The organism is Enterobacter vonholyi, assembly GCF_008364555.1.
Classification (GTDB): domain Bacteria; phylum Pseudomonadota; class Gammaproteobacteria; order Enterobacterales; family Enterobacteriaceae; genus Enterobacter; species Enterobacter vonholyi.
In genome coordinates this window covers 61446-84350 of the sequence record NZ_VTUC01000037.1, presented here as the reverse complement: position 1 = coordinate 84350, position 22905 = coordinate 61446, and the positions used below count along the sequence as shown (strand labels likewise).

Annotated in this window: 22 protein-coding genes; 16 read left to right on the top strand and 6 right to left on the bottom strand. The window is 55.5% G+C overall.

Annotation, left to right across the window (positions count from 1 at the left end; genetic code table 11):
- Positions 1 to 69: 69 nt before the first annotated feature.
- The 11 genes from F0319_RS19240 to npr all read left to right on the top strand — a co-directional run bounded on the left by F0319_RS19240 (position 70) and on the right by npr (position 7989).
- Positions 70 to 1047, top strand: coding sequence for a calcium/sodium antiporter (locus F0319_RS19240; RefSeq protein WP_039260412.1), 978 nt, complete (start codon positions 70 to 72; stop codon positions 1045 to 1047).
- 13 nt (positions 1048 to 1060) lie between these two features.
- Positions 1061 to 2047: an arabinose-5-phosphate isomerase KdsD gene (kdsD, locus tag F0319_RS19235; protein WP_023333606.1), complete on the top strand. Its 987-nt coding sequence runs from the start codon at positions 1061 to 1063 to the stop codon at positions 2045 to 2047.
- 14 nt (positions 2048 to 2061) lie between these two features.
- Complete coding sequence (kdsC, locus tag F0319_RS19230) at positions 2062 to 2628, top strand: 3-deoxy-manno-octulosonate-8-phosphatase KdsC (protein WP_048981180.1); 567 nt, start codon at positions 2062 to 2064, stop codon at positions 2626 to 2628.
- Positions 2625 to 3200 carry an LPS export ABC transporter periplasmic protein LptC gene (gene lptC / locus F0319_RS19225; protein ID WP_111964973.1) on the top strand — a complete coding sequence of 192 codons (576 nt, stop codon included), beginning with the start codon at positions 2625 to 2627 and terminating at the stop codon, positions 3198 to 3200. Before kdsC ends, lptC begins: the two co-directional genes overlap by 4 nt.
- The gene (lptA, locus tag F0319_RS19220) at positions 3169 to 3723 is read left to right on the top strand and encodes a lipopolysaccharide ABC transporter substrate-binding protein LptA (RefSeq protein WP_033146750.1); all 555 of its coding nucleotides are present in this window, start codon (positions 3169 to 3171) and stop codon (positions 3721 to 3723) included. The genes lptC and lptA overlap by 32 nt, the downstream gene beginning before the upstream one ends.
- A gap of 6 nt (positions 3724 to 3729) precedes the next feature.
- A complete protein-coding gene (lptB, locus tag F0319_RS19215) occupies positions 3730 to 4455 on the top strand; it encodes an LPS export ABC transporter ATP-binding protein (RefSeq protein WP_023309359.1) in 726 nt (241 codons plus the stop codon).
- A gap of 47 nt (positions 4456 to 4502) precedes the next feature.
- Positions 4503 to 5936, top strand: a complete 1434-nt coding sequence (rpoN, locus tag F0319_RS19210) for an RNA polymerase factor sigma-54 (RefSeq protein ID WP_111964974.1) — start codon at positions 4503 to 4505, stop codon at positions 5934 to 5936.
- A 22-nt stretch (positions 5937 to 5958) separates the two neighbouring features.
- Positions 5959 to 6246, top strand: a complete 288-nt coding sequence (gene hpf, locus F0319_RS19205; protein ID WP_111964975.1) for a ribosome hibernation promoting factor — start codon at positions 5959 to 5961, stop codon at positions 6244 to 6246.
- Positions 6247 to 6328: 82 nt separating this feature from the next.
- The gene (gene ptsN, locus F0319_RS19200; RefSeq protein WP_008501443.1) at positions 6329 to 6820 is read left to right on the top strand and encodes a PTS IIA-like nitrogen regulatory protein PtsN; all 492 of its coding nucleotides are present in this window, start codon (positions 6329 to 6331) and stop codon (positions 6818 to 6820) included.
- A 45-nt stretch (positions 6821 to 6865) separates the two neighbouring features.
- On the top strand, positions 6866 to 7720 hold the full coding sequence (rapZ, locus tag F0319_RS19195) for an RNase adapter RapZ (protein ID WP_008501442.1): 855 nt from the start codon (positions 6866 to 6868) through the stop codon (positions 7718 to 7720).
- Positions 7717 to 7989, top strand: a complete 273-nt coding sequence (gene npr / locus F0319_RS19190) for a PTS phosphocarrier protein NPr (RefSeq protein ID WP_003861872.1) — start codon at positions 7717 to 7719, stop codon at positions 7987 to 7989. Before rapZ ends, npr begins: the two co-directional genes overlap by 4 nt.
- 39 nt (positions 7990 to 8028) lie before the next feature.
- On the opposite strand, the gene mtgA is transcribed toward npr, so the two are convergent.
- The 5 genes from mtgA to lptF all read right to left on the bottom strand — a co-directional run bounded on the left by mtgA (position 8029) and on the right by lptF (position 14289).
- Positions 8029 to 8754, bottom strand: a complete 726-nt coding sequence (gene mtgA / locus F0319_RS19185) for a monofunctional biosynthetic peptidoglycan transglycosylase (RefSeq protein WP_149367568.1) — start codon at positions 8752 to 8754, stop codon at positions 8029 to 8031.
- Entirely contained in the window at positions 8751 to 9404 is a 654-nt protein-coding gene (gene elbB / locus F0319_RS19180; RefSeq protein ID WP_136195211.1) for an isoprenoid biosynthesis glyoxalase ElbB, read from the bottom strand. The genes mtgA and elbB overlap by 4 nt, the downstream gene beginning before the upstream one ends.
- A gap of 233 nt (positions 9405 to 9637) precedes the next feature.
- Positions 9638 to 11971, bottom strand: coding sequence for an aerobic respiration two-component sensor histidine kinase ArcB (arcB, locus tag F0319_RS19175; RefSeq protein WP_111964978.1), 2334 nt, complete (start codon positions 11969 to 11971; stop codon positions 9638 to 9640).
- A 135-nt stretch (positions 11972 to 12106) separates the two neighbouring features.
- Entirely contained in the window at positions 12107 to 13189 is a 1083-nt protein-coding gene (gene lptG, locus F0319_RS19170) for an LPS export ABC transporter permease LptG (RefSeq protein WP_115876359.1), read from the bottom strand.
- Entirely contained in the window at positions 13189 to 14289 is a 1101-nt protein-coding gene (gene lptF, locus F0319_RS19165) for an LPS export ABC transporter permease LptF (protein ID WP_047650945.1), read from the bottom strand. The genes lptG and lptF overlap by 1 nt, the downstream gene beginning before the upstream one ends.
- Positions 14290 to 14555: 266 nt before the next feature.
- Here lptF and pepA point away from each other — a divergent pair, with 266 nt between their 5' ends.
- The 5 genes from pepA (at position 14556) to ahr (ending at position 21182) form a co-directional block, all read left to right on the top strand.
- Entirely contained in the window at positions 14556 to 16067 is a 1512-nt protein-coding gene (gene pepA / locus F0319_RS19160) for a leucyl aminopeptidase (protein ID WP_023309366.1), read from the top strand.
- Between the two features lie 86 nt (positions 16068 to 16153).
- Entirely contained in the window at positions 16154 to 16597 is a 444-nt protein-coding gene (holC, locus tag F0319_RS19155) for a DNA polymerase III subunit chi (protein ID WP_008502815.1), read from the top strand.
- Complete coding sequence (locus tag F0319_RS19150) at positions 16597 to 19452, top strand: valine--tRNA ligase (protein ID WP_149367567.1); 2856 nt, start codon at positions 16597 to 16599, stop codon at positions 19450 to 19452. Before holC ends, F0319_RS19150 begins: the two co-directional genes overlap by 1 nt.
- 123 nt (positions 19453 to 19575) lie before the next feature.
- Positions 19576 to 20079 carry a GNAT family N-acetyltransferase gene (locus tag F0319_RS19145; RefSeq protein WP_045403561.1) on the top strand — a complete coding sequence of 168 codons (504 nt, stop codon included), beginning with the start codon at positions 19576 to 19578 and terminating at the stop codon, positions 20077 to 20079.
- An 83-nt stretch (positions 20080 to 20162) separates the two neighbouring features.
- A complete protein-coding gene (ahr, locus tag F0319_RS19140) occupies positions 20163 to 21182 on the top strand; it encodes an NADPH-dependent aldehyde reductase Ahr (RefSeq protein WP_045403564.1) in 1020 nt (339 codons plus the stop codon).
- A 43-nt stretch (positions 21183 to 21225) separates the two neighbouring features.
- Here the strand turns inward: ahr and F0319_RS19135 are convergent, their stop codons facing one another.
- A complete protein-coding gene (locus tag F0319_RS19135) occupies positions 21226 to 22866 on the bottom strand; it encodes a dihydroxyacetone kinase subunit DhaK (RefSeq protein ID WP_149367566.1) in 1641 nt (546 codons plus the stop codon).
- Between the last annotated feature and the right edge of the window lie 39 nt (positions 22867 to 22905).

Genomic DNA, 22905 nt, shown 5'->3' with positions numbered 1-22905 from the left:
TCAGACTGTATGCAGTCCAGCCGTTCACGCGCGATGGACCGACGAGTATACCTGAAGAAAGGACTTTTGATGCTTTTAGCAACAGCACTGTTAATAATTGGTTTACTTTTGGTCGTCTACAGTGCTGACCGTTTAGTATTTGCTGCATCTATCCTGTGTCGCCTGACGGGCGTACCGCCTGTCGTCATCGGGATGACCGTGGTCAGTGTCGGAACGTCACTTCCTGAAATCATCGTCTCTGTCTCGGCATCGCTGCATGGTCAGTTAGACCTTGCAGTAGGCACCGCGATTGGCTCTAACATCGTCAATATACTCTTGATTTTAGGCCTGGCCGCACTGCTCCATCCATTTCGCGTGCATTCTGATGTTCTGCGCCGTGAATTGCCGCTAATGTTAATCGTAAGCCTGTTGGCAGGCTGCGTATTTTACGATGGCGTACTGAGCTATAGCGACGGCATTTTCCTGCTGGCGCTGGCCGTCATTTGGTTGCTGTATAGTGTTAAAATCGCCCGTCAGGCGGAAAAACAGGGTCAGGATAGCCTCACGCGTGAGCAGGTCGCCGAACTTCCGCGAGAAGGCACACTGCCTGTTGCCCTGCTCTGGCTTGGCGTTGCGCTGATCATCATGCCGATGGCAACGCGTATGGTCGTGGATAACGCGACGGTACTGGCGAACTATTTCGCCATCAGTGAACTTACCATTGGTCTGACGGTGATTGCCATCGGTACCAGCCTGCCGGAACTGGCCACGGCCATTGCGGGGGCACGTAAAGGTGAAGATGACATTGCCATTGGTAATATCATCGGTTCCAACATATTTAATATCGCCATTGTGATGGGCCTTCCGGCCCTCATTACGCCAGGGCCCTTTAATCCCCTGGCGTTCTCGCGTGACTACGGCGTGATGTTATTGGTCAGCGTGATATTTGCCCTGCTCTGCTGGCGGCGGCAACGACAGATCGGCAAAGGCGCAGGCGCGCTGCTGACGGGTGGATTTATCGTATGGATGGCGATGCTGTACTGGCTCTCGCCTCTTCTCTCTGGGTAAACGGAAACGCATTATGTCGCAAATAGAATTGCAGCCGGGTTTTGACTTTCAGAAAGCAGGCAAAGAGGTTCTGGAGATTGAACGTGAAGGTCTGGCGCAGTTAGATCAGTACATTAATCAGGATTTTAGTCTGGCATGTGAGAAGATGTTCTACTGTGCTGGCAAAGTCGTGGTGATGGGGATGGGTAAGTCCGGCCACATTGGACGTAAAATGGCGGCAACATTTGCCAGCACCGGAACCTCTTCCTTCTTTGTACACCCGGGGGAAGCCGCGCACGGCGACCTGGGTATGGTCACGCCGCAGGATATCGTCATCGCACTGTCTAACTCCGGTGAGTCCAATGAAATTCTGGCGCTGATCCCGGTACTGAAACGATTGCAGGTGCCGCTTATTTGCATGACCAGCCGTCCGGAAAGTAGCATGGCGCGTGCGGCCGATATTCACCTGTGCGTGAAGGTTCCCAAGGAGGCCTGTCCGCTCGGCCTGGCGCCAACGTCCAGCACCACCGCAGCGCTGGTCATGGGTGATGCGCTTGCCGTCGCACTGCTTGAAGCCCGCGGTTTTACGCCGGAAGATTTCGCGCTTTCCCATCCGGGCGGCGCGCTGGGGCGCAAGCTGCTGCTTCGGGTAAACGATATTATGCACACCGGGGATGAGATCCCTCACGTCAGCAAAGAGGCCTCCCTACGTGATGCGCTGCTGGAAATCACCCGTAAGAATCTGGGTATGACGGTCGTGTGCGACGATCTGATGAAAATTCAGGGGATCTTCACCGATGGCGACCTGCGCCGCGTGTTCGACATGGGTGTTGATGTCCGTACCCTGGGCATTGCCGACGTGATGACGCCGGGCGGTATCCGCGTGCGTCCGGGTACGCTGGCCGTTGATGTGCTGAACCTGATGCAGTCCCGCCATATCACCTCCGTTATGGTTGCCGATGGCGACCAGTTGCTGGGTGTGGTACATATGCATGATCTGCTGCGCGCAGGCGTAGTGTAATGAAGGATAAGACAATGAGTAATGCGGGTGCATCCCTTGCAACCTGTTATGGCCCGGTCAGTACCCAGATGATGGCAAAGGCGAAAAACATTCGTCTGCTCATCCTGGATGTGGATGGCGTACTCTCCGATGGCCTGATTTACATGGGCAATAATGGTGAAGAGCTGAAAGCATTTAACGTCCGCGACGGCTATGGTATCCGCTGTGCGCTCACCTCGGGTATTGAGGTGGCTATCATCACCGGGCGAAAAGCTAAACTGGTAGAAGACCGCTGTGAAACCTTAGGAATTACCCATCTGTATCAGGGGCAGTCCGATAAGATGGCGGCGTTTAAGGATTTACTGGGTAAACTGGCTATCGCACCGGAAAACGTGGCCTACGTTGGGGACGATCTGATTGACTGGCCAGTGATGGCTGAAGTCGGGCTGAGCATCGCCGTTGCCGATGCGCATCCGCTGCTGATCCCGCGCGCTGACTACGTTACCCACATCAACGGGGGCCGTGGTGCCGTCCGTGAAGTCTGCGATCTGCTCCTGCTGGCGCAGGGCAAGCTTGATGAGGCCAAAGGGCAATCGATATGAGTAAAACCAGACGCTGGATTATCATTTTGCTTTCGCTAGTCGCACTGGTATTGATTGGCGTGAACCTTGCCGATCGCGACGATACGCAAACGGAAGTGGTTAACAATACCGATCCAACCTATAAAAGCGATCACAGCGAAACAGTGGTCTACAGCCCGGAAGGCGCGCTGAACTATCGCCTGATTGCCCAGCATGTTGAATATTTTTCAGATGACGGTATTTCGTGGTTTACCCAACCTGTGATGACCACATTCGATAAAGACAAAGTGCCGACGTGGTCAATTAAGTCAGATCGGGCCAAACTGACAAATGACCGTATGCTTTATCTGTACGGCCACGTTGAAGTCAACGCCCTAACCGCTGACTCGCAACTGCGAAAAATTACGACGGATAATGCCCAGATCAACCTGGTTACCCAGGACGTGACGTCGCAGGATCTGGTCACACTGTATGGCACAACATTTAATTCCAGCGGTTTGAGAATGCGCGGGAACTTACGCAGCAAGAACGCCGAGCTGATTGAAAAGGTTAGAACCTCCTATGAAATTCAAAACAAACAAACTCAGCCTTAAAGTAATTATCGCCAGCGCGATGCTGGCGACCAGTCTCCCCGCGCTTGCTGTAACGGGCGATACCGACCAGCCGATTCATATCGAGTCCGACACCCAGTCTCTCGATATGCAGGGTAACGTCGTCACCTTCACGGGTAACGTCGTCATGACCCAGGGCACCATCAAAATTAACGCTGACAAAGTGGTCGTGACCCGTCCGGGTGGCGAGCAGGGCAAAGAGATCATTGATGGTTACGGCAACCCGGCAACCTTCTACCAGATGCAGGACAACGGCAAGCCGGTGAAAGGCCGCGCCTCACATATGCATTACGAGCTGGCGAAGGACCTGGTAATCCTGACCGGAAACGCGTATCTGGAACAGCTGGACAGCAACATTACCGGCGATCAAATCACCTATCTGGTGAAAGAGCAAAAAATGCAGGCCTCCAGCGAGAAAGGTAAACGCGTCACGACCGTACTGGTTCCGTCGCAGCTGCAGGACAAAGGCAAGGGCCAGGCCCCGGCACAGAAGAAGAGTAACTAATCCGTTATGGCAACATTAACTGCAAAAAACCTCGCGAAGGCCTATAAGGGCCGCCGTGTCGTAGAAGATGTCAGTTTGACCGTCAACTCTGGCGAAATCGTGGGGCTGCTTGGCCCTAACGGTGCGGGTAAAACGACAACCTTCTACATGGTCGTTGGCATTGTGCCGCGCGATGCCGGCAACATAATCATTGACGATGAAGACATCAGTCTTCTACCGCTTCACGCGCGCGCGCGTCGCGGGATCGGCTATCTGCCGCAGGAAGCCTCCATTTTCCGTCGACTTAGCGTTTACGACAACCTGATGGCGGTCCTGCAAATTCGTAACGATCTGACCAGCGAACAGCGTCAGGATCGTGCCAACGAGCTGATGGAAGAGTTCCACATTGAGCATCTGCGCGACAGCCTCGGTCAGGCACTCTCCGGGGGCGAACGCCGTCGCGTTGAGATCGCGCGTGCGCTGGCCGCAAACCCTAAATTTATCCTTCTGGATGAACCGTTTGCGGGTGTTGACCCGATCTCGGTTATCGACATTAAACGTATCATTGAACACCTGCGCGACAGCGGGCTTGGCGTACTGATCACCGACCACAACGTCCGTGAAACGCTGGCCGTATGTGAACGCGCGTATATTGTGAGCCAGGGCAATCTGATCGCCCACGGTACGCCACAGCAGATCCTCGAAGACGATCATGTTAAGCGCGTCTATCTTGGGGAAGACTTCAGACTCTGATAGGGTAGAGGTAACGTAACGCCGAACCGGAGAAAAATGCTCTGAACATGAAGCAAGGTTTGCAATTAAGGCTCAGCCAACAACTGGCAATGACGCCGCAGCTACAGCAGGCAATTCGCCTGTTGCAACTGTCCACGTTAGAACTTCAGCAGGAGCTCCAGCAGGCGCTGGACAGCAACCCCCTGCTGGAACAAACCGATCTTCATGACGAGGTAGATACCCAGCAGTCACAGGACACTGAAGCGCTTGATACCGCCGACGCACTCGAACAAAAAGAGATGCCCGACGAGCTTCCGCTGGATGCCAGCTGGGATGAAATCTACACCGCCGGAACGCCTTCCGGTACGCGTGCGGACTACCAGGATGATGAGCTACCGGTCTATCAGGGAGAAACCACTCAGTCGCTGCAGGATTACCTGATGTGGCAGGTGGAACTCACTCCCTTCTCCGATACCGACCGCGCGATTGCTACCTCAATTGTCGATGCCGTTGACGACACCGGCTATTTGACCGTCACGCTTGACGATATTCTGGAAAGCATGGGCGACGAAGAGATAGAACTTGAGGAAGTTGAAGCCGTTCTGAAGCGCATCCAGCGTTTCGATCCGGTAGGCGTAGCCGCAAAAGATCTGCGCGACTGCCTGCTGATCCAGCTTTCTCAGTTCAGCAAAGAGACGCCATGGCTCGACGAGGCGCGCGTGATCATCAGCGATCACCTGGATCTGCTGGCGAACCACGATTTCCGCACCCTGATGCGCGTCACGCGCCTGAAAGAAGATGTGCTGAAAGAAGCGGTGAATCTGATCCAGTCACTCGATCCACGCCCGGGACAGTCAATCCAGACCAGCGAGCCTGAGTACGTTATTCCGGACGTGCTGGTCAGAAAACACAATGGCCGCTGGGTCGTTGAACTGAATTCAGACAGCATCCCTCGCCTGCAAATCAACCAGCAGTATGCCTCCATGTGCACCAGCGTGCGTAACGACTCCGACAATCAATATATTCGTAGCAATCTTCAGGAAGCGCGATGGCTGATCAAAAGTCTTGAGAGCCGAAATGATACGCTGCTACGCGTCAGCCGCTGTATTGTCGAACAGCAGCAGGCTTTCTTTGAGCAGGGCGAAGAGTATATGAAACCGATGGTGCTGGCGGATATCGCCCAGGCCGTCGAGATGCATGAATCAACCATTTCCCGTGTCACCACGCAGAAGTATCTGCACAGTCCACGCGGTATTTTTGAGCTTAAGTATTTCTTCTCCAGCCATGTGAATACCGAGGGCGGCGGTGAAGCGTCGTCAACGGCCATTCGTGCCCTGGTGAAGAAGTTGATCGCCGCGGAGAACCCCGCGAAGCCGCTAAGCGACAGTAAGTTAACCACCATGCTGTCCGATCAGGGTATTATGGTGGCACGTCGTACTGTTGCGAAGTATCGAGAGTCTTTATCCATTCCGCCGTCCAACCAGCGTAAACAGCTGGTCTGACACAACCGATAAGGAAGACACTATGCAGCTCAACATCACTGGACAAAACGTCGAAATTACTGAGGCTTTACGCGAATTCGTGAACGCGAAGTTTGCAAAACTCGAGCAGTATTTCGAAAGGATCAATCAGGTCTATATTGTGTTGAAAGTGGAGAAAGTGACTCATATCTCGGATGCCACCCTGCATGTTAACGGGGGTGAACTGCATGCCAGTGCGGAAGGGCAAGACATGTACGCTGCTATCGACGGCTTGATTGATAAGCTTGCGCGACAGCTCAATAAACATAAAGATAAACTGAAACAACACTAATTGTCCGGGCAGTTAACGGGTGCAGGACGGCCTGTTGTGAAACACAACAGGCCATTTGTACAGTTAGCGCTTAGGTGAAATTATGATGAACAACGATTCCGCTCTTCAACTGAGCAATGTCCTTAACCAGGAATGTACCCGCAGTGCGGTTCACTGCCAGAGCAAAAAACGTGCGCTGGAGATCATCAGTGAACTGGCTGCTAAACAGCTGGGCCTGCCGCCGCAGGTGGTGTTCGAAGCGATTCTGACCCGTGAAAAAATGGGCAGTACCGGTATCGGCAACGGCATCGCGATCCCGCACGGCAAACTGGAAGAGGATACCCTGCGTGCCGTTGGTGTGTTTGTGCAGCTTGAAACACCCATCGCCTTTGATGCCATTGATAACCAGCCCGTCGATCTCCTTTTCGCGCTGCTGGTGCCTGCCGATCAGACGAAAACCCACCTGCATACGCTGTCGCTGGTCGCAAAACGTCTGGCCGATAAAACTATTTGCCGTCGACTGCGCTCGGCCCAAAGTGATGAAGAGCTCTACCAAATTATCACTGAAGCAGAAGGCAATCAGGATGATGCATAACCAGGAGATGGCCTTCACATCTGTTGTCCTGAGGAGAAACGGAACATGGTGCTGATGATTGTCAGTGGCCGTTCAGGGTCGGGGAAATCCGTTGCTCTGCGCGCGCTGGAAGACATGGGTTTTTACTGCGTTGATAACCTGCCGGTCGTGTTGTTGCCCGATCTGGCCCGCACGCTTGCGGAGAGACAAACCTCTGCAGCCGTCAGTATCGACGTCCGTAACATGCCTGAATCGCCAGAGATCTTCGAACAGGCCATGAGCAACCTGCCTGACACGTTCTCGCCTCAGCTGCTGTTCCTTGATGCAGACCGCAATACGCTAATCCGTCGCTACAGCGATACCCGTCGCTTGCACCCGCTTTCCAGTAAGAACCTCTCTCTGGAGAGTGCTATCGATGAAGAGAGCGACCTGCTGGAGCCACTGCGTTCTCGTGCCGACCTGATTGTCGACACCTCTGAGATGTCCGTTCACGAGCTGGCAGAAATGCTGCGCACCCGGTTATTGGGTAAACGCGAGCGTGAACTGACGATGGTGTTCGAATCCTTTGGCTTCAAGCACGGTATCCCGATTGATGCGGATTATGTTTTCGACGTGCGCTTCCTGCCGAACCCGCACTGGGATCCGAAGCTGCGTCCCATGACCGGCCTGGACAAACCCGTCGCGGCCTTCCTCGACAGGCACACAGAAGTACACAATTTTATCTACCAGACGCGAAGCTACCTTGAGCTATGGTTACCTATGCTGGAGACAAACAATCGTAGCTACCTGACGGTAGCGATTGGCTGTACCGGTGGTAAACATCGTTCGGTTTATATCGCCGAACAGCTGGCCGACTATTTCCGCTCGCGCGGTAAGAACGTTCAGTCCCGTCATCGCACGCTGGAAAAACGTAAAACATGACCGTAAAACAGACCGTTGAGATCACCAATAAGCTGGGCATGCATGCACGCCCGGCGATGAAGCTGTTTGAGCTGATGCAGGGTTTCGATGCAGAGGTTCTGCTGCGAAATGACGAAGGCACCGAAGCGGAAGCGAACAGCGTGATCGCGCTGCTGATGCTGGATTCCGCCAAAGGGCGCCAGATTGAAGTCGAAGCCACCGGACCTCAGGAAGAGGAAGCGTTGGCAGCTGTGATTGCGCTGTTTAATGCAGGGTTTGACGAAGATTAAGGTCTGCTATTCAGGCGGGTAGCGCTGCGCTTACCCGCCCTACATTAATTTATTGCTCTCCATAAACCCTTCCCCTCCCAACTGACGCATCTGGCGCATGATCCACGCCTGACGGCTTCGCACGTACCCTGATGGGGCACTGGCTTTAAAGCGGATAGGGTTCGGTAAAACGGCGGCCAATAACGCTGCTTCTGACATGCTCAGACGGCTGGCTGGCTTATTGAAATAACGCTGCGCGGCAGCTTCCACGCCAAAAACGCCGTCACCAAACTCAGCGACGTTGAGATAGACGGTCAGAATGCGTTTTTTGCTCCAGACCGTTTCCATCCCCAGGGTCAACCCCGCTTCCAGCCCCTTTCGCACCCAGCTGCGGCCGTCCCACAGAAACAGATTTTTGGCCGTCTGCTGCGACAAGGTTGACGCACCGCGCACGCGGTTTTCATGGCGTTCATTATGGGCTAGCGCCTTCTCAATGGCCGCAACGTCGAATCCCCAGTGCTCCGGGAATTTCTGATCCTCCGCCGCGATGACCGCCAGCCCCATGAGCGGTGAGATCTCGTCCATGCTCACCCAGTCAGAATGGGCAACATAGCCGAAATCACCGCTGAGCCACGCGCCGAGCTGACGCTCAACCATCACGGCAGAGAACGGGACCGGCATAATGCTGAACAGGGCGAGTCCACCGCCCCAAAATACCGCCAGCACCAGAACGATGCGCAACAGGATACGTTTTACCCACGCGCCAGCACCAGATTGACGACTCATTCAGCCAGCACCAGCACTCGGGCGACCAGCTTTTCGATCCCCATAGCCGCTTCTGCAATATTCTGCGCCAGCATATACGCAGGCGTGGTGACTATTTTGTTATCTTCATCAACCACAATGTCATCCACCGGGCACGGAACGTGTTCGCCCCCCATTTCCTCTACGATTTCCGCGGTATCAATATCCGTCCCGATGGTCAGGCGCAGCGGGAAATCAAAAATCCTGGGCAACATCGCCGGTGCGATACAGATAAAGCCCAGCGGTTTCCCTGCCGCATGCATGGCCTGCGACAGCGCTTTGAGATGAGGATCGATCTGACACTCCGCGCCCTGCTCGGCAAAGGTACTGAGATTTTTGGCCGCGCCAAACCCACCCGGCACAATGAGCGCATCAAGCTCTGCGGCGTCTGCCTGAATAAGAGGATGGATATCACCTCGCGCAATACGCGCGGCTTCAATCAGCACGTTACGGGTTTCCGCCATTGGTTCACCGGTCAGATGGTTAATCACATCCGACTGATTTTTGTCTGGTGCAAAACAAATAACCTCCGCTCCCTGCTTAGCCAGGGCCAGCAGCGTGATTACGGCTTCATGTATCTCAGAACCATCGTAAACACCGCATCCGCTCAGCACGACACCAATCTTTTTCATCATGACAATCCTTTTCTGCAACTTGCTGAAGCACATTAATAATTTTGATTAAAACGCTATGCTTCACACATTTCACTGATTCATGTAACAAATCATTTAAGATTTGCTATCTTATCTGCGTGCGGCCTAAATTTTTCAGGCAGCGCCCTTTCGAAAATAACTTTAAAAAAATAGGCGCAGCCACGATTTCCCTGGTGTTGGCGCAGTATTCGCGCACCCCGGTTAAGCCGGGGTCATTTTTTTCTGGCGTCGACCCAGGCTTTAAGCACCGCAACATCGTTTTGCCACTCTTGTTTCATCTCTTCAACCCAATCACCCACGTTATCTTCCCATGCAGGTAAATCAGGCGACTGAATCTGTTGACCCAGCTGCTGAAGATGGCGCAAACCGACCGAGCCGGCGGCACCTTTGATTTTATGTCCTTCTTCGACGATGCCTTTCTGGTCCCGGGCCGTCAGGTTTGATTCCAGAACGCTCAGATAGCCCGGCATCATTTTTTCGAAGACCGCCAGACCATCGGTAATAAGTTTCGGGCCTACCAGATCGATATACTGCTCCAGCATCGCGGTATCGAGTATCGTTTGGGCTTTTGCGCTATCAACAGACGTCATGGTGCTCTCCTCTTCATCACGGGTATCCCAGAACTTCTTAATCATGGCGGTCAGAGCAGGCACCGCCAGCGGCTTGCTGAGTACATCGTCCATACCGGCATCGAGATACTCTTTTTTATCTTTCAGCACGTTCGCCGTCAGCGCCACCAGCGGCGGCAGTTCGTCGGCCGCGTACTGACGCGTCAGCTCACGCGAGATATCCAGCCCGGTCATATCCGGCAGCTGGATATCAAGCAGCACAAGGTCGTATTCGCCCGGTTTAAACATCTCCAGTGCGGCCTTACCGGTCATCGCGACATCCACGCTGTTGCCCAGTTTTTCCAATACCGAGCGAGCCACAATCACGTTCAGCTCAATATCCTCCACCAGCAGAACGTGCAGGGCAGGCAGCGGCATATCGTCATTTTCGAAGGTATCTTCTACCTCTTCCGCCACCGCCGGCGCATGGACCGTTAGCGTGAAGGTTGACCCTTTGCCCGGCTGGCTGGCAACGGTGATATCGCCACCCATGCTCTTCGCCAGACGTTTAGAGACCGCCAGGCCAATGCCTGTTCCGGTCGCCGGTTTTCCGCCGTTGCTGTCCTTCACCTGGTAGTACATGGCAAAGATTTTGTCCTGCTCCTCCTGCGGAATACCAATCCCGGAGTCCTCCACCTCGAAGTGCAGCATATCTCCTTCGTCATAGCGGATACGCACCGCCACCTGCCCCTTCTGGGTGAATTTCACCGCGTTGCTGATAAGGTTCCACAGGATCTGGCGCAGACGCGTGCCGTCAGTCACCACTTTATGCGGCAGCGGCAGGGTTGGCTCCATGACAAAACTCAGTCCCTTCTGCTGGGCCTGCAGGCCGGACAGGTTTTCGAGATCGGCAAGGAAGCTGGTGAAATCAACAGGCTGATTATCAAGCTGAACTTTACGGCGCTCCATCTTATCCATATCAATAATATCGTTGAAGATATTACCCAGCGTGACCGCTGAGACATGGATAGTCTTGAGGTATTTTTCCTGCTCTGCGGTCAGGTCGGTATCCAGCAGAATACGGCTCAGCCCGACAATGCCGTTAAGCGGCGTGCGCAGCTCGTGGCTAATGGTGGAGATAAAGGTGGTCTTGTCGCGACTGGCGCGCTCCAGGGCATCCTGATAGCGCTTACGCTCGGTGATATCGCGGCCAAAGCCCATCAGGCCGTGGCGTTTCCCCACGCGGTCATAGTACGGAACCTTACGGATCTCAAAACAGGCTTTGCGTCCGTCCGGGTAATCCAGCCACTGTTCATAGGTCAGCGAGACGTTATGACGGAAGACTTTTTCGTCGGTCTCCATGACCTTGGCCGCCGCCTCTTCAGAGTAAACGTCCTGCGGCTTCAGGTGAATCAGCTGCTTCTCGCTTTTCCCGGTGAGCAACTCCATCGCCCGGTTACAGCCGGAAAACTCTTTATCTTCATTGCGGTAAAACACCAGGTCCGGCGACGCATCGAGGAACGACCGCAGGAAAGAGGATTGCTGCTCAAGCTGGATCTGCGTGACCTCGCGCTCTTTCATTTCGATTTTCAGCTGCTCCAGCGTGGCCTGACGTTCGGCTTCCGCCTTCTCACGATCGGAGATCTCCTGATTCAGTTGCGCAATGTTGTCTTTAAGCTGGACGTTAAGCTTCAGATCGCGCTCGCGCATCTCTTCCAGTTTATCGACCAGCTTAGACAAACGCTGACGGGATTCTTCCAGCTGTTCAACCACCACGGAAAGGAAATAGACCGCCCAGGGGGTAATGAGCAACCCAAAGAAGATGGAGCGGATGACGTCGATACTCTCGACCTGACCATGCAGAACCATAGTAACGGCCATTTGCACAACAATGGCCAGAACGACCAGCGCCAGCGCAAGCAGCATGGAGAAACGCACCAGCCCAAGCTTCATCATCAGGTCGACGTAATACTGGGCGAGCATTCGAATTTGCTTCATAGAGGATCCCTTCACGACGTTATCGCTCAATAATACTCAAATTCAGGGCGAGGCGTTGAAGGTTATGAGAAAAAGTGCGGGGTGAAACAGGTGATTAGCCTCGCTTCCGGTTAACCGGAAGCGAGGAGAGGTCAATCAGGAGCGTTTCAACATCAGCCACAGGCTGATCAGGAGGAAGCTGGCGCTTGGCAGCAGCGCACCAATTATCGGCGGAATGCCATAAACCAGCGTCAGCGGACCGAAGATCTGATCGAGCACGTAGAACACAAAGCCGAAGCTGATGCCGGTCACGACGCGAACCCCCATCGGCACGCTGCGCAACGGACCGAAGATAAACGACAGCGCCATCAGCATCATTACCGCCACGGACATTGGCTGGAAGATTTTGCTCCACATGTTGAGCTGATAACGTCCCGCATCCTGTCCGCTCGACTTCAGATATTTCACATAGTTGTGCAGACCGCTGATGGAGAGCGCGTCAGGATCCAAGGCAACAACACCGAGCTTGTCAGGCGTCAGGTTGGTCTTCCACGTGCCGGTTACCGTCTGAGAACCCGTAATCTGTTTCGGATCGGTCAGGTCGGATTCATCAACCTGGGATAACCGCCACTGCTTATGTTCGGCGTCAAATTTCGCCGAAGAGGCGTGGCGAACGGACTGCAGACGGCGCTGGTCATCGAAAGCGTAGATGCTCACCCCGCCCAGTTCATCATTCCCCTTCACCCGTTCGATGTAGACGAAGTTTTTACCGTCTTTAGCCCATAAACCTTGCTGAGTCGAGAGCAGCGAACCACCGTACATGGCCTGAGCACGGTAGTTACGCGCCATCTGTTCACCCTGAGGCGCAACCCATTCGCCAATCGCCATGGTCAACAGCACCAGTGGGATTGCGGTTTTCATCACCGACAGCGCAACCTGCATACGGGTAAAACCCGAGGCCTGCATAACGACCAGCTCACTGCGCTGCGCCAGCATTCCCAGCCCCAGCAGCGCCCCCAGCAGTGCCGCCATCGGGAAGAAGATCTGTACATCTTTCGGCACGCTGAGCAGGGTATACATCCCCGCGCCCAGCGCGTCATAGCTCCCCTGCCCGGCTTTTTTCAGCTGATCGACAAATTTGATAATGCCGGAGAGCGACACCAGCATGAACAACGTCATCATGATGGTGGTAAAAATGGTTTTACCGATATAGCGATCAAGAACGCCAAACGCCTGCATTAGATGGCTCCTTTACGCGAGAATCGGGCACGTATACGGCGCACAGGCACCGTATCCCACAGGTTTAACCCCAGCGCCAGTAAGATGTACAGGCTGTTGACGAACCATGTCCAGACCATAGGGTCCAGCTTACCCTTCGCGCCGTTGGAACGAATCGAGGTTTGCAGCAGGAAATAGATCAGGTAAAGCAGCATCGCCGGCAGCATAGATAGCACGCGTCCCTGACGCGGGTTCACCACGCTCAGCGGAACGACAATCAGCGCCATCATAAACACGGTGAAGACGAGCGTGATACGCCAGTGGAACTCAGCACGCGCCCGGTCAGTATCGGTATTCCAGAGGGTACGCATGTCCATTTGCTCGGTATCCGTTGGATCGAGCGCCACGGTCTGATGGCCGATAATGGCCTGATAGTTCTGGAAATCCGTAATACGGAAGTCACGCAGCATCGCGGTGCCTTCGAAACGGGTACCTTTGTTCAGCGTCACGACCTGTGAACCATCTTTGCGCTGAGCAAGCTGACCGGAGTCTGCAACCACCACTGAAGGACGCGCGTTTCCTTTGGGACGCAGCTGCGCAAGGAAGACGTCGTTGAATTTACTGCCGTCAACGCTCTCAATAAACAGCACGGAGTTTCCGTCGGTTGCCTGCTGGAACTGCCCCTGGGCTAACGCCGCCATGCCGGGGTTGGCTTTCGCTTCGGCCAGCACTTCGTCCTGATGGCGGGAAGACATGGGCCCCGCCCACATCACATTCACCGCCGCAACGATACCCGTGAACAGCGCCAGTATCATGGCGGCTTTCACCAGCACCGCTTTGCTCAGGCCGCAGGCGTGCATCACCGTGATTTCACTCTCGGTGTAGAGTTTCCCAAGCGTCATGAGAAGGCCAAGGAAAAGACTTAGCGGCAGGATAAGCTGCGCCATTTCCGGGATCCCTAAACCAAGCAGGGAAAGTACCAGATTTGTTGGAATTTCGCCGTCAACGGCCGCACCGAGGATCTTAACCAGCTTCTGACAGAAAAAAATCAGCAGCAGGATGAAAAGGATCGCCAGTTGGCTTTTGAGCGTCTCCCGCACCAGATATCTTATGATTATCACTTTAAATACGCCCGTAAAAACCCGTCTCTTTGCTGGAAAATCGCTTGTTTCATGGCTTAAACGTCATTTATTCTCTTGAGTCGTCGAAATCATCGCTAAGATTAAAACATCCGGCGGATTCACGCTTCAGGATTGTTTCTGACGTGTCGAAACCGTAGTAACGTAAGATTAACACGAAGTCACCACAACAGCGGACATGAGTTACGAAAGGTTTCAATTCTATCCGTAGCTGCCGCCGTTGTCTTTAAGATTCAGGAGCGTAGTGCATGGAGTTCAGTGTAAAAAGCGGTAGCCCGGAGAAACAGCGGAGTGCCTGCATCGTTGTGGGCGTCTTTGAACCACGCCGACTCTCCCCGATCGCCGAGCAACTCGATAAAATCAGTGACGGCTATATTAGCGCCCTGCTGCGTCGTGGCGAACTGGAAGGCAAACCTGGGCAGACGCTGTTACTGCACCATGTTCCGAACGTACTGTCAGAGCGTATTCTGCTGATTGGCTGCGGCAAAGAACGCGAGCTGGATGAACGTCAGTATAAGCAGGTGATTCAGAAAACAATCAATACGCTGAATGATACTGGCTCAATGGAAGCCGTCTGCTTCCTGACCGAGCTGCACGTCAAAGGGCGTAACACCTACTGGAAAGTGCGTCAGGCGGTTGAAACGGCAAAAGAGAGCCTGTACAGCTTCGATCAGTTGAAAACCAATAAAAGCGAGCCGCGTCGTCCGCTGCGTAAAATGGTCTTTAACGTGCCAACCCGTCGTGAACTGACCAGCGGTGAACGCGCCATTCAACACGGTCTGGCCATTGCAGCCGGCATTAAAGCGGCTAAAGATCTCGGCAACATGCCGCCGAACATCTGTAACGCGGCGTACCTGGCTTCTCAGGCGCGTCAGCTGGCCGACGCCTACAGCAAAAACGTCATTACCCGCGTCATCGGCGAACAGCAGATGAAAGAGCTGGGGATGCACTCTTATCTGGCGGTCGGTAACGGCTCGCAAAACGAATCCCTGATGTCGGTCATTGAGTACAAAGGCAACCCGTCCGAAGACGCACGCCCGATTGTGCTCGTCGGTAAAGGCCTGACCTTCGACTCCGGCGGTATCTCCATCAAGCCTGCCGAAGGCATGGATGAGATGAAGTACGACATGTGCGGTGCGGCGGCGGTTTATGGCGTGATGCGCATGGTCGCGGAACTTCAGTTGCCTATCAACGTGATCGGCGTTCTGGCGGGCTGCGAAAATATGCCTGGCGGCCGCGCCTATCGTCCGGGGGACGTTCTGACCACCATGTCCGGCCAGACCGTTGAAGTGCTGAATACCGACGCCGAAGGCCGTCTGGTACTCTGTGACGTGTTGACCTACGTTGAGCGCTTCGAGCCGGAAGCGGTGATTGACGTCGCCACGCTCACCGGAGCCTGTGTGATTGCGCTGGGCCATCACATTACCGGCCTGATGTCGAACCACAATCCGCTGGCGCACGAGCTGATTGGTGCGTCAGAGCAGGCCGGGGACCGCGCATGGCGTCTGCCGCTGGGTGACGAATATCAGGATCAGCTTGAGTCTAACTTTGCGGATATGGCGAACATTGGCGGACGTCCTGGCGGGGCGATCACCGCGGGCTGTTTCCTGGCGCGCTTCACCCGCAAGTACAACTGGGCGCACCTGGATATCGCGGGCACCGCGTGGCGCTCCGGCAAGGCCAAAGGCGCAACCGGTCGCCCGGTAGCGCTATTGTCGCAGTTCCTGCTCAATCGTGCGGGTTTTAACGGCGACGAGTAAGTCAAAACGGCAGTAAACCGTAGGCCGGGTAAGGCGAAGCCGCCGCCCGGCTTAAGCATTTAAAGTGAGCACAAGAAGCCCCATATATGAAGAATGCAACGTTCTACCTTCTGGACAACGACACCCATCAGGATGGCCTCAGCGCCGTCGAACAGCTGGTGTGTGAAATTGCCGCAGAACGTTGGCGCGCAGGCAAACGCGTGTTGATAGCCTGTGAAGATGAGCAGCAGGCGATTCGTCTCGATGAAGCGCTGTGGGCCCGCCCGCCGGAGAGTTTTGTTCCGCATAACCTGTCAGGCGAAGGTCCGCGCGGCGGGGCACCGGTTGAAATTGCCTGGCCGCAAAAGCGCAACAGTAGCGCGCGCGACATTCTGATTAGCCTGCGGATAGATTTTGCAGATTTTGCCACCGCTTTCACAGAAGTGGTAGACTTTGTCCCTTACGAAGAATCTTTGAAACAACTGGCGCGCGAACGCTACAAAGCGTACCGCCTGGCTGGTTTTAACCTGAATACGGCAACCTGGAAATAATGGAAAAGACATATAACCCACGCGATATCGAACAGCCGCTTTACGAGCACTGGGAACAGCAGGGCTATTTCAAGCCTAACGGCGACGAAAGCAAAGAGTCCTTCTGCATCATGATCCCGCCGCCGAACGTCACCGGCAGTTTGCATATGGGTCATGCTTTCCAGCAGACCATCATGGACACCATGATCCGTTACCAGCGCATGCAGGGCAAAAACACCCTGTGGCAGGCGGGGACTGACCACGCGGGTATCGCGACCCAGATGGTGGTTGAGCGTAAAATTGCCGCTGAAGAAGGAAAAACCCGCCACGACTACGGTCGCGACGCTTTTATCGACAAAATCTGGCAGTGGAAAGCGGAATCTGGCGGCACCATTACCCGTCAGATGCGTCGTCTTGGCAACTCCGTGGACTGGGAGCGCGAGCGCTTTACCATGGATGAAGGCCTGTCCAATGCCGTTAAAGAAGTCTTCGTTCGCCTGTATAAAGAAGATCTGATTTACCGCGGCAAGCGCCTGGTAAACTGGGATCCGAAACTGCGCACCGCCATCTCTGACCTGGAAGTGGAAAACCGCGAGTCTAAAGGCTCCATGTGGCACATCCGCTATCCGCTGGCCGACGGCGCAAAAACCGCCGACGGTAAAGATTACCTGGTGGTCGCAACCACCCGTCCGGAAACCCTGCTGGGCGATACCGGCGTGGCTGTTAACCCGGAAGATCCACGTTATAAAGATCTGATCGGCAAATTCGTGGTGCTGCCGCTGGTAAACCGCCGTATTCCGATTGTGGGCGACGAACACGCCGACATGGAAAAAGGCACCGGCTGCGTAAAAATCACCCCTGCGCACGACTTCAACGACTATGAAGTGGGTCGTCGTCACGCCCTGCCGATGATCAACATCCTGACCTTCGACGGCGATATCCGCGAAAGCGCAGAAGTGTATGATACCAAAGGCGAAGAGTCTGACGTTTACTCCAGCGACATCCCGGCGGAGTTCCAGAAGCTGGAACGCTTTGCCGCGCGTAAAGCGATCGTGGCTGCCGTCGACGCACTCGGCCTGCTGGAAGAGATCAAACCTCACGATCTGACCGTGCCGTACGGCGACCGTGGCGGCGTGGTGATCGAGCCAATGCTGACCGACCAGTGGTACGTGCGTGCCGACGTGCTGGCGAAACCAGCTGTTGAAGCGGTTGAGAACGGCAGCATTCAGTTCGTGCCGAAGCAGTACGAAAACATGTACTTCTCCTGGATGCGCGATATTCAGGACTGGTGTATCTCTCGTCAGCTGTGGTGGGGTCACCGTATCCCGGCATGGTACGACAACGAAGGCAACGTCTACGTTGGTCGCAGCGAAGATGAAGTGCGTCAGGAAAACAACCTGAGCGCGGACGTTGCCCTGCGTCAGGACGAAGACGTGCTGGATACCTGGTTCTCCTCCGCGCTGTGGACCTTCTCCACCCTTGGCTGGCCAGAAAACACTGACGCGCTGCGTCAGTTCCACCCAACCAGCGTGATGGTGTCCGGTTTCGACATCATCTTCTTCTGGATTGCCCGCATGATCATGATGACCATGCACTTCATCAAAGACGAAGACGGCAAGCCGCAGGTTCCGTTCCATACCGTCTATATGACCGGTCTGATCCGCGACGACGAAGGCCAGAAGATGTCCAAGTCCAAGGGGAACGTTATTGACCCGCTGGACATGGTTGACGGTATCTCTCTGGAAGAGCTGCTGGAAAAACGTACCGGCAACATGATGCAGCCGCAGCTGGCGGAGAAAATCCGCAAGCGCACCGAGAAGCAGTTCCCGAACGGGATTGAGGCTCACGGTACCGACGCCCTGCGCTTCACCCTGGCGGCACTGGCCTCTACCGGCCGTGACATCAACTGGGACATGAAGCGTCTGGAAGGTTACCGAAACTTCTGTAACAAGCTGTGGAACGCCAGCCGCTTCGTGCTGATGAACACCGAAGATCAGGATTGTGGCTTCAACGGCGGCGAAATGACGCTGTCTCTGGCTGACCGCTGGATCCTGGCGGAATTCAACCAGACGGTGAAAGCGTTCCGCGAGGCGCTGGACAGCTACCGCTTCGACATCGCGGCGGGCATCCTGTATGAATTCACCTGGAACCAGTTCTGCGACTGGTATCTGGAGCTGGCGAAGCCGGTGATGAACGGCGGCACCGAGGCGGAACTGCGCGGCACGCGCAACACGCTGATTACCGTTCTGGAAGGCCTGCTGCGCCTGGCGCACCCGGTTATTCCATTCATCACCGAGACCATCTGGCAGCGCGTGAAGGTGATTGCTGGCATCAACGCAGATACCATCATGCTGCAGCCGTTCCCGGAATTCGATGCGGCGAAAGTGGATGAAGCGGCATCAGCGGATACCGAGTGGCTGAAGCAGGCGATCGTTGCGGTACGTAACATCCGTGCTGAAATGAACATTGCCCCTGGCAAACCGCTGGAGCTGCTGCTTCGTGGCTGCAGCGAAGCGGCTGTTCGTCGCGTCACAGAGAACAACACCTTCCTGAAAACCATGGCGCGTCTGGAAAGCATCACCGTGCTGCCTGCGGATGACAAAGGTCCGGTTTCCGTGACCAAAATCATCGACGGCGCCGAGCTTCTGATCCCGATGGCAGGTCTGATCGATAAAGACGCGGAGCTGGCTCGTCTGGCGAAAGAAGTGGCGAAAGTCGACGTGGAAATTGGCAAAATCGAAAGCAAGCTGGCGAACGAAGGCTTTGTCGCCCGCGCGCCGGAAGCGGTCATCGCGAAAGAGCGTGAGCGTCTGGTTGCCTTCGCCGATGCGAAGACCAAGCTGATTGAGCAGCAGGCGGTTATCGCTGCCCTGTAATGCTTTTACCCCTTACGCTTCAGAGCGTAAGGGGTATCCTTCCTGAAAACTCCTCGCTTGCACTCCCCTTTCTGCGGTGCTATTAACAGCAGTTATGTGTCAATTTTTGTAATGAGTAATGCTATGAGCGTGATTACCCCCGTCGCGACGACGATGCGCCGGATCGCTGAGCAGGATAACCCGGCTATCGCCGCCGTTATCCGCACCGTTTCTGCCGAATATGGCCTGACGGCTGACAAAGGCTACACGGTTGCCGACCCGAACCTGGACGCGCTTTACCAGCTCTACAGCCAGCCAGGGCACGCCTACTGGGTAATCGAGCAGAACGGCCAGGTTGTCGGAGGCGGCGGCGTGGCGCCCCTCAGCTGCAGCGAGCCGGATATCTGCGAACTGCAGAAAATGTATTTTCTGCCAACGGCGCGCGGGCAAGGACTGGCGAAAAAGCTGGCGCTGATTGCTCTGGACCACGCGCGCAAGCAGGGCTTCACCCGCTGCTACCTTGAAACGACCGCGTTCCTCAAAGAGGCCATCGGCCTGTATGAACATCTGGGCTTTGAGCATATCGATGCGCCGCTGGGCTGTACCGGCCACGTTGATTGCGAAGTCAGAATGCTGAAAAGTCTGTAACTTTCGTTCCTGCCCTCTTCTGTTAAGCGGCTGTAAACTGAATGCTCTACACTCTCAGTTCACACCACAACGGGGGAAACACGATGTCGAAGATAAAAAGCTACGCCGCACCGCAGGCGGGTGCAGAACTTGAGCTGTACGAGTACGATGCGGGCGAACTAAAAGCAGAAGACGTCGAAGTACAGGTTGATTACTGCGGGATCTGCCACTCGGATCTCTCGATGATCGACAACGAATGGGGCTTCTCCAGCTATCCGCTGGTTGCCGGACACGAAGTCATTGGCCGCGTCGTGGCGCTCGGTAGCGCCGCGCAGGACAAAGGGCTGAAAGTGGGCCAGCGCGTGGGAATTGGCTGGACGGCACGCAGCTGTGGTCACTGCGACGCCTGTATCAGCGGAAATCAGATCAACTGCCTCGAAGGCGCCGTTCCTACCATCCTGAACAAAGGCGGTTTTGCCGATAAGCTGCGCGCCGACTGGCAATGGGTGATCCCGCTGCCGGAGAGCATTGATATCGAATCCGCCGGCCCGCTGCTGTGCGGCGGTATCACCGTCTTCAAGCCCCTGCTGATGCACCATATAACAGCCACCAGCCGCGTCGGCGTCATCGGTATCGGCGGACTGGGCCATATCGCCATTAAGCTGCTGCACGCGATGGGCTGCGAAGTCACGGCGTTCAGCTCGAACCCGGCGAAAGAGAAAGAAGTGCTGGCGATGGGGGCGGATAAAGTGGTGAACAGCCGCGATCCGCAGGCGCTGAACGCGCTGGCGGGCCAGTTTGATCTGATCATCAACACCGTTAACGTGGATCTCGACTGGCAGCCGTACTTTGAAGCGCTGGCCTACGGCGGTAACTTCCACACCGTGGGTGCGGTGATGAAGCCGCTGCCGGTTCCGGCGTTTACCCTGATCGGTGGGGATCGCAGCATATCCGGTTCTGCTACCGGTACGCCGTACGAGCTGCGCAAACTGATGAAATTCGCCGGACGCACCAAAGTGGCACCGACCACCGAACTGTATCCAATGTCGAAAATCAACGAAGCGATCCAGCACGTGCGCGACGGTAAAGCCCGCTACCGCGTGGTGCTGAAAGCGGATTTCTGATGTGAGTTTGCCGGGTGGCGGCTTCGCCTTACCCGGCCTACTTTCACTGCTGCGCCAATACGTTAAATACTTCCGCTATCGCGACCGCTCCAGGATCCATTACTCCATCCAGGTTCTCTTTATTGACATACGACGAGCGTCCCGCGCCGGCTTTCGCCATTTTCGCCGTTGCTTCGGCACCGTGCTGTGCTGCCTTCGCCGCTGCCTCGATATCTCCTTTCAGCAACGCCTCCAGCGCCGGTTGCAGCGCGTCGATCAGCGTGCGATCGCCGAGATCTGCCCCACCGTACTGCTTCATCTGCGCCAGTCCGCTGAGCAAGGCCTCAGGGAGAGGCTGACCATCGTGAAGCTTTTGCCCTGCCGCAGTGAAGAAGATCGACATCAGCACCCCGCTCGACCCGCCCATCACCGTCGCCAGCCGCTCGCCAACCAGCAGCAGCAGCTTAGACACATCATTAAGCGGGAGCGTGTTCTCCTCCAGGCGCTGCGCAATATCCCGCGCCCCTTGCGCAAAGGTGGAGCCGGTATCGCCATCCCCCACTTTGGCATCCAGCGCGTTCAGGCGGTTTTCCAGCTGGATCAGCGTTGTCGACACTGCGGAGACAAACGCACGCACCTGCGGATTGTCAGACGGGGTATATTCCACACGGTCATGAATGGCGCTATGCGTCACGGTACGCAGTGGCGCAAACGCCACGGGCTTCTGCCAGCCCAGCGTCTCGACATCGGCGTGAATCGCCTTTTCGAAGAAATCATTGAGCTTCAGCAGCGTCAGAGAAAAGCCTTTCATATCCAGCGCGCTGACCAGCGGCGCAGGGCCAATCAGGTACGCGATGTTCTCTTTCAGCGCCGAGTGCGCCAGCTCTTTGGTCAGCAGCGCCATCTCCAGCGCCGATACGCCGCCAAGATTGTTAATCAATACCGCAAAACGCCCTTCGCCCGCCTGCGCGCGTAACGGCGTCACTAGGGTGTCGATAATGGCTTTGCTGTTTTGCGTATCCACCACGGAAGCCCCGGGCTCGCCGTGAATGCCCAGGCCCAGCTCGACATGGCCTTGTTTAATCCGCCCCTCTTCATCGTCGCTGCCCGGCAGGTTGCACGTTTGCATCGCCACGCCCAGGCTCCAGAGGTTATCGCAGGCCTGTTGCGCAATATCCCGCACCTCGCTCAGCGATTTCCCCTGCTCCGCCGCATAGCCCGCAATCTTGTGCACCAGTGCCGTTCCGGCAATACCGCGCGGCTGCTTGTTATCCGGCAGCGCGATATCGTCCGCCACGATCACCATCTCCACCTTAAGACCGTAACGTTTAGCCTTTTCCGCCGCCAGACCAAAGTTCAGGCGATCGCCGGTGTAGTTTTTTACGATCAGCAGACAGCCCCGGTCGCCCGTGACCGCCACAATGGCATTCAGCACAGCATCCACGCTCGGCGAAGCAAAAAGATCGCCACACACTGCCGCCGTCAGCATCCCTTTGCCGACAAACCCGGCGTGCGCGGGTTCGTGGCCTGAGCCGCCGCCGGAGATCACCGCCACGCGGCTTTTGTCCCAGTCGCCGCGTGCGACGATCCTGATGGCCGGATCGATATCAAGCTTGACGAGATTGGCGTGTGGCGCAGAAAGCAGTATGCCTTCAATGGCATCGTTGACCAGCTGTTTACGACCGTTAAAGAAGAATCTGGACATAGTTTCCCACTATTTTGTGAACCGTATGCAAAAGCATAG